This window comes from Xenorhabdus sp. SGI240 (assembly GCF_040081915.1).
GTDB lineage: Bacteria > Pseudomonadota > Gammaproteobacteria > Enterobacterales > Enterobacteriaceae > Xenorhabdus > Xenorhabdus bakwenae.
This window is the reverse complement of the sequence record NZ_JBEBMB010000006.1, coordinates 95,313-109,805: the sequence shown is the minus strand read 5'-3', so window position 1 is coordinate 109,805 and position 14,493 is coordinate 95,313. Positions and strand designations below refer to the sequence as shown.

Here is a 14,493-nt window from a genome sequence, read left to right as displayed (position 1 = left end):
CCCATAAACGCCAAATTTTAGAGATAGACAAAAAGCAAATGAATTGCACAAATTCAAATAGACACTATATTAATCAATGTGATTTTTAATCATAAAATTATATTTTAACAAATAGTTAACTTAAATAATTGTATTGTTGATAATCTTTTCTGTAGCTCATTTTAGCATCACTAAATTTCCTTGATTGTATCAACTATTCGATGGTCATCGCCAAGTAACGCTGAATTTATCCTGTCAGTTTAAGTAGAGATAGAGTAAGGAATAATGTCATGAAAGTATTGATAGCAAAAAATGAAGTGGGTACACGATATCATAGCCACTATGTTGAAAATGCCGTGCATAGGTTGGCAGATAAATTAATCGAGAAAGAGGTTGATGTTGTTATTGCTGAGTCTTTTGATGATAGCTATACAATAATTTCTGCCAATGAGCCGTTTGATTGTTTAATGATAAGTTGTGCACTCATGGATGATGATTTATATCTTCAAGTACAGAGAATATTAAATAAATTATTTGAACGACAGGAAAATGTTCCGGTCTTTTTGTTAAGTGATCGGGAAAAAACGGTATTTTTGCTAAATCATGAATTATTGGAGCAGTTAACTGAATTTGCCTGGATATTAGAAGATTCAGCGGCTTTTATCGCGGGTCGTGCTATTGCTGCTATGCAGCGTTATCGTCAACAATTATTTCCTCCTTTAATGTCAGCGTTGATGAAATACAGCCGAACCTATGAATACTCCTGGGCGGCACCTGGGCATCAGGGGGGAGTCGGATTTAATAAAACACCGGTTGGCCGCTTTTATCATGACTATTATGGGGAAAATCTTTTCCGTACCGATATGGGAATTGAACGAGCCTCATTGGGTTCGCTATTAGATCATTCCGGTGCATTTGGTGAAAGTGAAAAAAACGCCGCCAGAGTGTTTGGCGCAGACCATTCTTATTCTGTCGTGGTGGGAACGTCAGGCTCTAACCGCACGATTATGCAGGCGTGCATGACCGAAGATGACGTGGTGATCATTGACCGAAATTGCCATAAATCCATTGAGCAAGGGCTGATACTGACAGGTGCCAAACCGGTTTATATGCTACCGAGCCGTAACCGTTATGGCATCATCGGGCCTATTTATCCACAAGAAATGCAGGTAAAAACATTACAGAAAAAACTGAAACAAAATCCCCTGATTCAGGGCATAGCGAGCCAGAAACCCGTTTATAGCGTAGTGACAAACTGTACCTATGATGGTGTCTGTTATAACGCCAAGCAGGTACAGGCGTTATTGGATAAAAGCGTCGATAGAATACATTTTGATGAAGCATGGTATGGCTATGCGCGGTTTAACCCAATCTATCACGATCATTTTGCCATGCGTGGAGATCCCAAAAACCACTCCGGGCCGACAGTCTTTGCTACCCATTCATCTCACAAGTTGTTGAACGCACTATCTCAAGCCTCTTTTATCCACGTACGGGACGGACGCAACCCTGTGGATTTTTCAAGGTTTAATCAAGCCTACATGATGCATGCAACAACGTCTCCTCTGTATGCGATTTGCGCTTCAAACGATATTGCAGTTTCGATGATGGATGGCAACAGCGGCTACTCATTAACTCAGGAAGTCATTGAGGAAGCCATTGATTTTCGTCAGGCATTAGCGCGCTTGCATCGTGATTTCAATAAGAAGGGGGATTGGTTCTTTAAACCCTGGAATCAGGAAAAAGTAACCGATCCTGCAACCGGTAAGAAAATGGCTTTTGAAGATGCGCCAAAGGAATTACTGGCGAAGGAACAAAGTTGCTGGCTAATGAATCCGGGAGACAGTTGGCACGGTTTTGAAGATTTGCCGGCTAACTGGAGTATGCTTGATCCGATTAAAGTCAGCATATTGGCTCCGGGCATGGGAGATAATGGTAAGTTGAAAAAACAGGGCGTGCCGGCAGCATTAGTCACTGCCTGGTTAAGCCAGCACGGTATCGTACCGACCCGCACGACAGACTTCCAAATTATGTTCCTGTTTTCAATGGGGATCACCAAAGGAAAATGGGGAACATTGCTTAACACCCTGTTATCTTTCAAACATCATTATGATGCCAATACGCCTTTGAATAAGGTGTTGCCAGATTGGGTAGAGCAGCACCCAGAAGTGTATGAGCAATTAGGACTGAAAGAGTTAGGCGATAAAATGTTCGATTATTTGCGGCAGAATAATCCGGGAGAAAAACTGAATCGGGCATATGCCGGTTTACCCAAAATGGAAATGATCCCGCGAGCCGCTTATCAGGCCATTGTGACCAATAATGTGGAAATGGTGGCCCTGGACGATTTACCTCATCGCATTGCGGCAAACTCTATCATCCCCTATCCGCCCGGTATTCCAATGCTGCTTTCAGGCGAAAACTTTGGTGATAAAACCAGTCCCCAAATTGGATATTTGCATGCGTTACAAAAGTGGGATCATGAATTTCCTGGTTTTGAGCATGAAACGGAAGGCACAGAGATTATCAACGGCATTTATCACGTGATGTGTATAAAAAAGTGAAAACGGGAAGATAAATTATGGCTATTGTTTCAGAAGCAAATGTTTCAGAGGCAAAAAAAGTCGGATTGATCCCCGTTACTCTGATGGTTGCGGGTAACATCATGGGTTCGGGCGTTTTTTTGCTGCCTGCCAGCCTGGCTTCAACCGGCGGTATTGCGATCCTTGGCTGGCTGGTGACTATCATTGGTGCTGTGGGGTTATCAATCGTCTATGCGAAAATCTCCTCACTGGATGATAGTCCGGGGGGATCTTATGCTTATGCACGGCGGGCTTTTGGCCCTTTTTTAGGCTATCAGACGAATATTTTATATTGGCTGGCGTGTTGGATCGGCAATATCGCCATGGTTGTGATTGGCGTGGGTTACCTGAGCTATTTTTTCCCCGTCCTGAAAGATCCCATTATTTTAACCCTCTCTTGTACAGTCATACTGTGGATATTTGTCATTTTGAACATTATCGGGCCACATGTTATTACCCGAGTGCAAGCGGTAGCAACAACCTTAGCATTGATTCCGATTGTAGCAACCGCCGTATTGGGTTGGTTCTGGTTCAACGGTAAGACCTATATGGATGCGTGGAACGTCAGTGGCTTGAATACCTTTGGCGCGATTCAGAGTATTTTAAACGTCACATTATGGTCTTTTATTGGCGTTGAAAGTGCTTCTGTTGCGGCTGGTGTGGTCAAAAATCCTAAGCGTAATGTGCCGATCGCGACGATTGGTGGTGTGCTGATTGCTGCCGTCAGTTATGTTCTGTCCAGCAGCGTGATTATGGGCATGATCCCTAACGCGGCGTTGAAAATCTCCTCTTCACCTTTTGGCGATGCTGCCCGATTGGCGTTGGGCGATACCGCAGGAGCCGTAGTTGCCTTTTGTGCAGCGGCCGGCTGTTTGGGATCATTGGGTGGCTGGACATTGCTCGCAGGGCAAACTGCCAAAGCTGCCGCAGATGATGGGCTGTTTCCTTCAATCTTTGCCAAAGTGAACAAAGCCGGAACGCCAGTTGCGGGTTTGTTGATATTGGGTGTTTTAATGACGCTTTTCCAACTCAGTAGTATTTCGCCAAATGCCGCGAAAGAATTTGGCTTGGTTTCTTCCGTCTCCGTGATTTTTACCTTGATACCTTACCTGTATACCTGTGCAGCTTTGCTGTTAATTGGTCATGGTCATCTTGGGCAGGAGAAAACGCGATATATCATCATTACGTTTATTGCCTTTATTTATTGCATCTGGGCAGTTTTGGGAACCGGAGCACAAGAAGTGGTATGGACACTTGTTGTTATGATGGTCATAACAGCAATGTATACCTTTAACTACAACACGAAACACCCTGTCCCTTTTCCGTTAGATAAAAAAGAGTAACTTCGATTTTGGGGTGTCACTATTTTGGTGCTGTTATTTCAGCACCTTTTTTTGATCAAAAAAATATTCGCAATTTGTGATCGTGCCCTGATATTGACGCTTCTGGCAGCCCAGGCAAACGGATAGAAGGTAGAACTTATGGATGATGATATTGGATTTCGATGTAACAAATGGGGTTCTGGTTCATATAAAGACCCGCAATTCGATTCAGTACAAGGCTGGTTTTCATAATCGTGGATCATTTTTCTGGTTTTTCTGGAAATTGATAAAATTTTAAGGGAGGAACATTTAATGAGAACCTCAAAACTTCGTTATGAGATAAAGTTAGTATATTCAAATGGTTGATTGACTTTAAATATCATATTTTCTTTCGATGAAAGTACGATAAACAACACGTTGAACACCTGAAATTATCGGACTAATTCCTATCCATGAATCTGAATAGGCGCTAACATGGTTTAGGTGTTAGATAACTCACAGTAAGTTATCCCCATTTCAATAAACTAAAAGAAATCAGGATAACTTGGTATTTCGAAAAGTAGGAGCGTGCATATGTACAAAACTATTTTAGTACCAGTCGATATTTCAGAAGAAGCGCTAACCAACAAGGCAGTTGACTGTGCGCTTAAAATCGCCAGGGAAACCGGGGCTGAACTACATTTTTTACATGTATTACCCATTTCATCGGCGATTATTAATGCTTATGCACTAGGCTATATGGAAATTAAGGACAAGGCGACTATCAAGGCAGAGCGGGACTTGAAAAAGCTGGTTGATTCCATTGAATTACCCAATCGTCAAATCTCCTATTCGATTGCATTTGGTTCACCAAGAGACGAAATTACTGCGACAGCGGATGAAATTGGCGCTGATTTGATTGTTATCGGTTCAAGACGACCTAATATTACGACGCATCTGTTGGGTTCCAACTCAGCCGGAGTTGTCAGATATGCAAAAATATCTGTATTAGTAGTGCGATAAGTACTGGTGGTGATAATGTTAATTTGTTGATTTTTCTGCTTTTAACTGATGCTCAATAGTGCGCGGTTATATCCGATTACAGGGGGAGTATGTATGTATAACACGATTTTAGTTCCAATTGATATTGCGGAAGATATATTAACTGATAATGCAATCAAGCATGCTGAGTATTTAGCAAAAATATCTAATGCAAAGGTTCATCTTTTTCACTCTGTGCCAGATATTTCCCGATTTTCCGTGAATTATAGTTACCACTATGATTTATTGAGTGCTTTTGCTAAAAAAGCCATCGAGAATTCTGAAGAGGAACTGAAAAAAATCGTAGAACGAATTGATGTACCTAAAGAGAGGGTATCATTCTCTGTTGCCTTCGGCTCTCCACGGGATAAGGTGTTGTCTACAGCACGTGAGATTAATGCAGATTTGATTATTGTCGGATCTCGTCGGCCCGATATCTCAACTCACTTGTTGGGTTCAAATGCGTCGGGCATTGTAGGATATGCCAATATCTCTGTTTTGGTTGTGAGATAACTGACCGCATCTGGGTAAAGTTAATTATTATTATTTATAAAAACCGTGCCTGAATATAGCACGGTTGTTTTTTTAGTAACTTAAATCATATTACTATCAATTAATTCAAATAATGCATTGACGTTCTCCTCATCGTTAAAGGGAAATCGACGAATAATATTTGCCATTTTAGCGCCTTGTCAGGCAGGATAATAGATGGATGTTATGCACAATAAGTAAATAGGTATTATTTTGAATAGTAAAATAGGCCAGTTGGCACGCTATCTTTTGGTTTTTGGGTTAACCCTCTCTTTTCATGCATGGAGTGCACCGACCAGCTTCGAACAAGCTAAAGTTGAATCAAGAAAAAATGTTTATAATGGACAAACAAAATCAGGCATAGGCACACTATATTGTGGGTGTGATTGGCAATGGGTTGGCAAAAGTGGTGGGCGCGTTGATCTGGCTTCTTGCGGTTATCACGTCAGATCACAGCAAACAAGGGCTGCACGCATTGAATGGGAACATATGGTGCCCGCCTGGGTATTTGGGCATCAGCGTCAATGTTGGCAGAATGGGGGGCGGAAAAACTGCGTTGCAACCGATCCTGTATTTCGCATAATCGAATCAGACATACATAACCTGGCGCCATCAATCGGTGAAGTTAATGGTGATCGCAGTAATTTTGGTTACGGAATGCTCGCCAGAAACACACCTAATATGTATGGTTCATGTAGCAGCAAGGTGGATTTTAAATCACATGTGTTTGAACCACGCGATAGAGTAAAAGGTATGGTTGCCAGAGTCTATTTCTATATGCATGACCGCTATAATCTGACTATGTCACGCCAACAGCAACAACTGATGATGGCATGGGATCGCCAGTATCCAGTGGATGCCTGGGAGCGTGAAAGAGATAACCGAATCGCCCGGATTATGGGGCACCATAACCCATTTGTGACTGGCAGCAAAAAGTGGGAATTGGGACATAAAAATTCAGGCCAGGGTTTAATATCGCAGCAAGGATTGATGGCGCAAAAAAGAGGAGAAGTACAGAGCCGTGCGCCAAAGCCAAGTCATTTACATGCAGAAAACAGCCAGATATCAACCCAAAGGATGACATCAAAAACGGCGTCAAATGAGATAATTAAGGGGAATAAAAATAGCCAGATTTATCATTTTGCACACTGTGCTGGCTATAAAACGGTGGCAGATAAAAACGCAATTTACTTCCACTCAGAAGCAGAAGCTAAAAAAGCGGGATATCGCTTGGCAGGTAATTGTAAAAAATAGCTCTCAATGCATGGCTAATAAAAATCAAACAATGTTTCAGTAAAATTTAACCTGGGAGATTTTGTGGCCGGGGTATAGTGTTTGATAGTATACATTCAGTAATGTATGTGTATACGCGATAAACTTCAAGTTGCAATCCGCAAGACGACGCGAGACCTTATATTTCCCCGCTGTGCGGGGAAATATAACACGCATCTTGAAGTTGGATTGGTGTACAACAGAACATTTTTTAAGATTTATTAAAAATCTTCATAATTAAGTATGTGGATATACTAATATAAATAAATAGGAATAATTTTAATGAAAAATTATACCGAATAAGATCTAACATAGGTATAACGACGGCTGATAGTATTGTTACACCAATGACCAGAATTAATGAGGCGAACATTTTGTTTGAGAAGCTAACCTCTTTATTTAGATAACTAAATGTCTCTAATTTATTTTCAGATTCATTTCTAAATTCAGTTATTAATAAATTAAATTCCTTAATAACCTTAGCAATCATGCTGATAAAAGAAATTAGCATCATTATTGCAATAATGTAATCTATGCATTCAAATATTGAATCGTCTAATTTAAATATCGTTACAACCAATGAGTATACAACAAAAATTTCGAAGAAAAAGCGTTCTTTCCTAAATAAACTTTCCTTTTTATATTTGGCAATATAATGATCTTTAGCTAATGAATTTTTTTATTGTCTTTTACTTGCACAAAAACCTCAAATTTTTTTATAATGCGTAATGGTTTTACAATTTGATAACTTATAAAAAATAATACTTTGGTAAGTATAACAGCGTCAACTTAATTTATGTGCTTGATTTTAAAATTACTAAGATGGGGTATCTTGGTGGATGGTTAATCATTCATCTATTAATTCAAATGAATATGTTTATAAATGTCACTTGCCAGAGAAAGGTTTTATACTTGATAAACTTCAAGTTGCAATCCGCAAAACGACGCGAGGCCCTATATTTCCCCGCTGCGCAGGGAAATATAACACGCATCTTGAAGTAGGATTGGTTTAATCAGTTAAACCATTCTGTTGTTGCTCTGATCAAAACCTTAATTCAGATACCGCCTCAGCCATTAAACAAGTGAGTTATCACTTGACTTTCATTCCCGCCATTGTCATTAGAGTACGAAATAACGTAGATACGGCGTATAAAGCCAATACACTGCAAAACCAAATTGCTACCATCCAACTCAAGCGCTTCCACAATGAAGGACGCCGTGGTACTGGTTTAATGGTAGCCTTGTTCATGGGTGATTTTTCCTCGGAAGACATAATAACTCCAAAAGGTATAAGTCAAAATTATCGGAATAATGAACAGAGCACCAACCAGCATAAAACCCAATGATTGAGGAGGGGAGGCAGCCTCTTCATAGCTAATCGAGGGAGGGATCATGTTCGGCCAAATGCTGATCCCCAATCCAGTAAAGCCCATGAAAATCAATAACAGTGCTGTCAAAAACGGGGTGTAATGGCTTGAGTTTGGGTTAGATTTCAATAGCTGCCAGCTTGACCACAGTACCAATAATGGTACGGGCATGAAAAAAAAGAGATTCGGTAAACTGAACCAACGTTCAGCAATCGTTGAGTGAGCGAGTGGTGTCCAAATACTGATAATGGCAATAATGGCCAGCATCAGCAATGTTAAAGGGCGCAGGACACGGTACATCTGTTGTTGCAGATGACCTTCTGTTTTCATTATCAGCCAGCCACATCCTAATAAAGCATAAGCGATGACGAGTCCAATGCCACAAAACAGAGGAAAAGGAGCCAGCCAATCAAAATAGCTACCGATATAAACACGATTTTCGACAGGAAAACCGGTAATAACTGCGCCAACGACGATACCTTGCATAAAAGTCGCTAGCATTGAACCGGTAATAAATGCTTTATCCCAGAGGTGTTGGTGCTTTGGTGTAGCTTTGAACCGAAATTCAAAGGCTACGCCACGAAATATCAGGCCTAATAACATGATGGTCAATGGAATTGCCAGTGCATCCAAAACGATTGCATAAGCCAGTGGAAACGCACCAAATAATCCAGCGCCTCCCAGCACCAGCCAGGTTTCATTGCCATCCCAGACGGGAGCAACAGAATTCATCATCAAATCACGATCGGATTGCGCTTTAATCGCTGGATATAAAATGCCGATGCCAAGATCAAAACCATCCATTACGATATACATCATGGTACTAAATATAATGATCAGGAACCAAATGAGAGGAAGATCAATACCCATTTGCTGACTCCTTATTTGGGACTACTTGTGGAAGGCCTTTACGAATGAGTTTCATCATATAGGCGTAACCCACGCCGAATACGGCTCCATAGACGACAAAGAAAATAAGCAGGCTGATGCTCATGTGGATTTCCCCGTGTGCTGATACCGCATCTTTGGTGCGCATTAAGCCGTAGACGACCCACGGTTGACGGCCAATTTCTGTGGTAAACCAACCTGCCAGAATCGCAATAAGGCCAGAAGGTGCCATCAAGAGCATAAAGCGGAGAAAGAGCGGGTTTTCATACAGGCGCTTTTTATGACGTAACCATAACCCCCAGACGCCGGCAAGGATCATCAAAATGCCTAATCCCACCATGATGCGAAATGACCAAAACACCATAAACGCATTTGGGCGATCTTCCGGGGGAAATTCTTTCAGTGCTGGAACTTGCTTATCCAGACTGTGTGTCAGAATCAGGCTGGCAAGATAGGGGATCTTGATTGCATAACGTGTCTCTTCCGTTTCTTGATTAGGAATACCAAATAGAATTAGTGGGGTAGCTTCACCAGGATGGTTTTCCCAATGACCTTCCATGGCAGCGACTTTAGCCGGCTGATGTTTTAATGTATTCAATCCGTGCATATCGCCAATGATGGCTTGCAACGGGGCAATAATCAGGATCATCCACATCGACATTGACAACATTTTCCGCATAGCGGATGAATCATTGCTTTTCAGTAAATGCCAGGCAGCAGAAGCCGCAATGAAAAATGCTGAGGCCAGAAATGCCGCCGTTCCCATATGCAGTAGTCGATAGGGGAAAGAGGGATTGAAAATCACCGCGAGCCAATCAACAGGAACAACCTGATTATTGATAATTTCATGGCCTTGTGGTGTCTGCATCCAGCTATTAGAGGCCAATATCCAGAATGTCGAAATAATCGTGCCGAGCGCTACCATACAGGTTGAGAAAAAGTGTAGCTTCTCTCCGACCCGATGCCAGCCAAACAGCATAACGCCGAGGAACCCAGCCTCAAGGAAAAATGCGGTCAGCACTTCATAGACCAACAACGGGCCGGTAATAGAGCCAGCAAAATCAGAAAAGAAACTCCAGTTGGTGCCGAACTGATAGGCCATCACCAAGCCGGAAACCACGCCCATACCGAAATTAACCGCGAAAATTTTTGACCAGAAGTGATATAACGTTTTGTAGTCCGTATTACGTGTTTTAAGCCATAGACCTTCCAATACCGCCAGAAAGCTCGCTAAGCCTATCGTAATGGCAGGAAAGATGATGTGAAAAGAAACCGTAAATGCAAATTGTATCCTTGCGAGTTCAAGGGCATTCAACCCTAGCATAGTGACCTCTTATTGAAATCTTTGGGTATATGGGGAAACGAAGTAAGAAGATGCAGACAAGTAGAACACAGGGAATTGAGGTATAATAGTGACAATTTCTTGTTTATTAACTATAACAGTTTTGAGTGAAAACCAGTCATATGATGTGTTGTGGGCAATGGGTACTGTTTGAAAAACAGATACAGAGGGTGTTGAAAGTATTTCACTGACATTTTAAAAAATAATAATCTAAACAACCTTATTGAAGTAGGATCTTATTTTAATAACTAATTGGGCAATATCTAATTTTATAAAAATGGTCATGATTTCACTGTGATACATACGACCTTGCTGACGGCGTAGACGGTATCCGTTATCAAGAAAAAACTGCGTTCAATAGGGAATGAAAAAACGACAAAAATCGTCGACATCGCAGTAAATTTCAACTAAGTTATTCATAGTCTGTTCCGCCCCGGAGCTGTTTTCGGCGTTCATCAAAGTTTTGCTCCTGGAACAGGTTTTTTGTCAATGTCTTATCCAGAATTCGAGTTAAATATCATATTATGAAAATTAACCATCACATAAGAGGTCAATATAAAAAATATTTTAAAACTAGCGATTAGCGATTAGTACTGTAAATATTACTTATGTGGAAACTGACAAAACACAGTTGTGTTAGCTCTGTTGCAATCGAATATGGAGGTAGCAGGAAATCGTGGAACTCATTATAACATACAATCTTTATGGGTTAGACAAGACATATTGGTAATGTAGGGATGCATATCATGAAGTTAACAAGGCTTGCGCTGAAAAAGGATAGTCGCGGAAGATGAATATTTGTAATCCCAAGGTAAACTGCCAAATGTAAAAAACATGATATTTCAAAAACTAAAAGGAAATTAAATATATGAAATTTTTTTTTAGACTATCACAGATGATATTTATTCTAAGTTTTACACTGTCTGCTTCAGCGGTGCAAAGCTACGCCACCTTTAATGAAAATGACCCAGTTAACAACCGTACTGCATTTTTAATTCAACAAAACCATATAAGTACACAAAGACAACCTTTTCTTTATTCTGCTCCATATAATTACGGAGAGCAGATAAATTATGGCGTATTTGATCCAAATCACTCCTTTCGTTATCGAATACTAAAAAATGGCGCTCAGATAAACTCAGTTTCTGATTCCTTTAGTCCACTTATTCTGATGCGCACTAATGAAATGAAATACTTACAAGACAGTCATGAATACAGCAATGCTAATGATCCTTATGCTAATATTTTTATTGACAGGAGCATGATCCGCTTATCTGATTATGAGAGAAAACCGACTCGATCTATGGTTAATTGTGGGCGTGACCATTCTCCTCCGTTATCGCATACAGAGAAAATTTTGAGTAGTTCACAATGCAGTGATTTTGATCATGACTTTACTGTTGTCTATCCCATAGCAAAAAGTCTAATTCCCATTACCAATATGTTGCTGCTAGCTGATTATAAACTTAAACTTAAAATAAAAACATGCGAAGTTGAGTTAAACACAACAAAGACTTGGGCTTTTAGTTCATGGTATAGTACTTTCATTACTAAGGGAGATTGTCAGATTAAACTTAAGTTAATTTGTGATGGAAGTGAAAACTCGTGTTCCCCTTCTGTTGGAGATTATTCCACAAAAAATCAATTTAAATTAATTATATATGATGATGAAAAAAATAATAAAAAAGAGTCTATTAAACGTGTTCAAAACATAGAAAAAAGTAATGTACCTCACCGTCCGATCAATCTAGAATCAACCCATAATATGATGTTTGAAAATAAAGGCAGTGGTACTGCAAAAATTTCATATATTACTTCTAGTTGTTATCATTCCACAGGCCCTGGTTCATTTTATGTTAATTCAGGCACATTTTATCTTATTAATATAAAAACGAGCAATGCCTATAATGTAATCAGGTGGTGGAGTTGTATGGACGAAGCTAAAACAATCAGTTGGAAAATTGAATATACTACATATGAATAAATACGTTAAAAAGAGGTTAAATAAGATGAAAATATTTACTATACTTGCTTTGTTTTTAAGTTTAATTAGCAACATAGCGGTTGCTACAACACCTAAAGACACTACAAATAATACACAAACCAAATTAAATATCGGTGACCCAATAATTATGCTGGATTCTGCAAAAGACTGCTCCTCTATCAACCAGGGTTATCTTATTTCTTTATCTGTAGGATATGGTGGTAATACAAACTGGGCAACTTATACAATTAAAAATGAAAAAGGTGACAAGGCTTGGTATTGGGGAGCTTATCAAGTTGATACTCCGGCAGGGAAAGCCACCCTTGCAACGGCAATTTATGCTGCATCGAGTGGACAAAAAGTTATTATTCAATGTGACACCAATAATTATATTAAATCTTTGTCGGTTGGACCTGATTCTTATTAACGCAAATTTCCGAAATATTTAAAACACTAATGATTAAAGCAGATTTCATCATTTTACTTTTAAAAGTGTATAAATATTTATTTATTTTTCCATATGAAAGGTTAAAACCGACTTTAGTTGGTCAGCTTTAGCTGCGATACCGTATTACACGGGAGGTGCAATATGGATACAGATATGGCAGCTATGGGCTTTCAGTCCGTTAATAAATCACCCACCGCCTCGAGGCGGTGGGTGATTTATTTATGTTTGTATCAAAATTAAAAACCTTTTACAATTTTAGGCTTGGGGATTTACCGGAAGCAGATGTGTGATTGCTTTGCCAGATATAATCGCCTGTCAGATTGATATTTAATGTGTTATCTGATAATCAATAAACTGAGAAATCGTATCATTTTAAGCTGTTCTACGGTGTATTTCCGATTGAGAAAAACAAATTTTGAATACGCTTAATTGTTGATATTAGAATTTAGCTCTCTTTTTTCCTCAGTGAGGAGGAATTGGATTATACCTACGGGTGCAATTAACCATGCTCCGGATCCAAAGCCTTTCACCATCGGATAAATGGATCATATGTCTTGCAAGGTGTTGATATTGCGGTTGATTATAAAGATAAAGGGCTTGCAAAAATTCAAATTCATAATATTCCATAAGACCTGGCTGTGGCCTATCCTGTAAAGTCTCAAGAGAGGCAACACCCTCTTCACTATAAAGATGCCATCTTTCTCTTGGTGGCGGATAAAACGCAATTGCATTTGTTCTTGTTCTTGGATGAGAAAGCCCTACTGCATGTCCGAATTCATGGAGAATAAGTGTATAAGTGAAATTTTCTAGTAAAACTCTTCTATCGTTGGTTCCAAAGTTAGTTTCTAATTGTTGTAACTCTTCGCTACTTATTTCATCACTTTGGCGAATGTATATTCCAGGCGATGTAATAATAAAAGGGTATCGCCTATTAAGATCTCTTAATCCTCGATAACCTGCTTCATATGTAATTGCCATAGGCATAGGAGGTGGCGTATTTACATCACTAAAATAAGAATTTGGAACTGTTCGTATGACAAAATTTGGAAAGCCACTACCTACTACATATGGTTCTATAACTAGGCCTTGATCCCCAAGAATTTCATTCCAATATGTTGCCGCTTCATCAACAAGAGGCTGCAAACGAATATCTTCACTCCCACCACCTTCTATATTAAAATGAATTGTCATTTGTGGATCTGCTATGTAATAACGCATAAAAGGTCCATAATGGTGTACTGCTGAATATGGCATAGGGATATTAGTGTGCAGTGTTTCATATTCAAAGAAGAAGCTGACATGATTATAGGCTGGATCAGATGGGTCAAAATGAGAAGGTTGAGGTTGAGCATGGGCCTGAATCGTTGCTATAAGTAAAATAAAGCTTAATAAAGAAAATGCTTTTAATGATTTGAAAAATTTTTTATACATATAATTTCCCCTTCTATATTATGATCATGTATTGATGAAGATGCATTCTAAAATAGAATATTCAACACATCTCTCGTATCAGGCTGAATTTATGGGGCTAAAAATGATATGTTTATAAAACACATCTTAATTTTAGACAAAATAAGATTGATTTATATAAATAAAAATTTCAATTTCATGTCATTATGTTACATTTCATTTTTTCATTACTATCTTACTGTCACTTTACAGTCTGGCGCTGGATTAACATATTAATGGCAACAGGTTATATTGATTATCATTTTTCCCGTAGGGCAATAAGGACAGCATAAAAACTTGGAGATGATG

Annotated in this window: 11 protein-coding genes and 1 pseudogene; 7 read left to right on the top strand and 5 right to left on the bottom strand. The window is 39.4% G+C overall.

Translation table 11 applies throughout. The features are described 5' to 3' along the window. Positions 1-269 precede the first annotated feature (269 nt). From adiA to ABLA76_RS02560, 5 genes are all read left to right on the top strand, one after another. Positions 270-2,543, top strand: coding sequence for an arginine decarboxylase (gene adiA, locus ABLA76_RS02580; RefSeq protein ID WP_348986747.1), 2,274 nt, complete (start codon positions 270-272; stop codon positions 2,541-2,543). 17 nt (positions 2,544-2,560) lie between these two features. Next, entirely contained in the window at positions 2,561-3,904 is a 1,344-nt protein-coding gene (gene adiC, locus ABLA76_RS02575; RefSeq protein ID WP_047767231.1) for an arginine/agmatine antiporter, read from the top strand. A gap of 552 nt (positions 3,905-4,456) precedes the next feature. Next, a complete protein-coding gene (locus ABLA76_RS02570) occupies positions 4,457-4,885 on the top strand; it encodes a universal stress protein (protein ID WP_047767227.1) in 429 nt (142 codons plus the stop codon). A 93-nt stretch (positions 4,886-4,978) separates the two neighbouring features. Next, positions 4,979-5,416: a universal stress protein gene (locus ABLA76_RS02565; protein WP_047767226.1), complete on the top strand. Its 438-nt coding sequence runs from the start codon at positions 4,979-4,981 to the stop codon at positions 5,414-5,416. A 231-nt stretch (positions 5,417-5,647) separates the two neighbouring features. Then, a complete protein-coding gene (locus tag ABLA76_RS02560; protein ID WP_348986746.1) occupies positions 5,648-6,688 on the top strand; it encodes an endonuclease in 1,041 nt (346 codons plus the stop codon). A gap of 1,108 nt (positions 6,689-7,796) precedes the next feature. Here the strand turns inward: ABLA76_RS02560 and ABLA76_RS02555 are convergent. From ABLA76_RS02555 to ABLA76_RS02540, 4 genes and pseudogenes are all read right to left on the bottom strand, one after another. Further along, positions 7,797-7,955, bottom strand: a complete 159-nt coding sequence (locus ABLA76_RS02555; protein WP_072059737.1) for a DUF2474 domain-containing protein — start codon at positions 7,953-7,955, stop codon at positions 7,797-7,799. Further along, entirely contained in the window at positions 7,936-8,943 is a 1,008-nt protein-coding gene (cydB, locus tag ABLA76_RS02550; protein WP_348986745.1) for a cytochrome d ubiquinol oxidase subunit II, read from the bottom strand. The genes ABLA76_RS02555 and cydB overlap by 20 nt, the downstream gene beginning before the upstream one ends. Then, positions 8,933-10,285, bottom strand: coding sequence for a cytochrome ubiquinol oxidase subunit I (locus tag ABLA76_RS02545; protein WP_348986744.1), 1,353 nt, complete (start codon positions 10,283-10,285; stop codon positions 8,933-8,935). Before ABLA76_RS02545 ends, cydB begins: the two co-directional genes overlap by 11 nt. Before the next feature lie 288 nt (positions 10,286-10,573). Next, positions 10,574-10,723, bottom strand: a pseudogene (locus ABLA76_RS02540) (IS982 family transposase); the annotation flags it as partial. A 448-nt stretch (positions 10,724-11,171) separates the two neighbouring features. Between ABLA76_RS02540 and ABLA76_RS02535 the strand changes: the two are divergent. Then, positions 11,172-12,287: a hypothetical protein gene (locus ABLA76_RS02535; RefSeq protein ID WP_348986743.1), complete on the top strand. Its 1,116-nt coding sequence runs from the start codon at positions 11,172-11,174 to the stop codon at positions 12,285-12,287. 25 nt (positions 12,288-12,312) lie between these two features. Next, entirely contained in the window at positions 12,313-12,714 is a 402-nt protein-coding gene (locus ABLA76_RS02530; RefSeq protein WP_348986742.1) for a hypothetical protein, read from the top strand. A gap of 483 nt (positions 12,715-13,197) precedes the next feature. Here the strand turns inward: ABLA76_RS02530 and ABLA76_RS02525 are convergent, their stop codons facing one another. Beyond that, complete coding sequence (locus ABLA76_RS02525) at positions 13,198-14,166, bottom strand: hypothetical protein (protein WP_348986741.1); 969 nt, start codon at positions 14,164-14,166, stop codon at positions 13,198-13,200. Between the last annotated feature and the right edge of the window lie 327 nt (positions 14,167-14,493).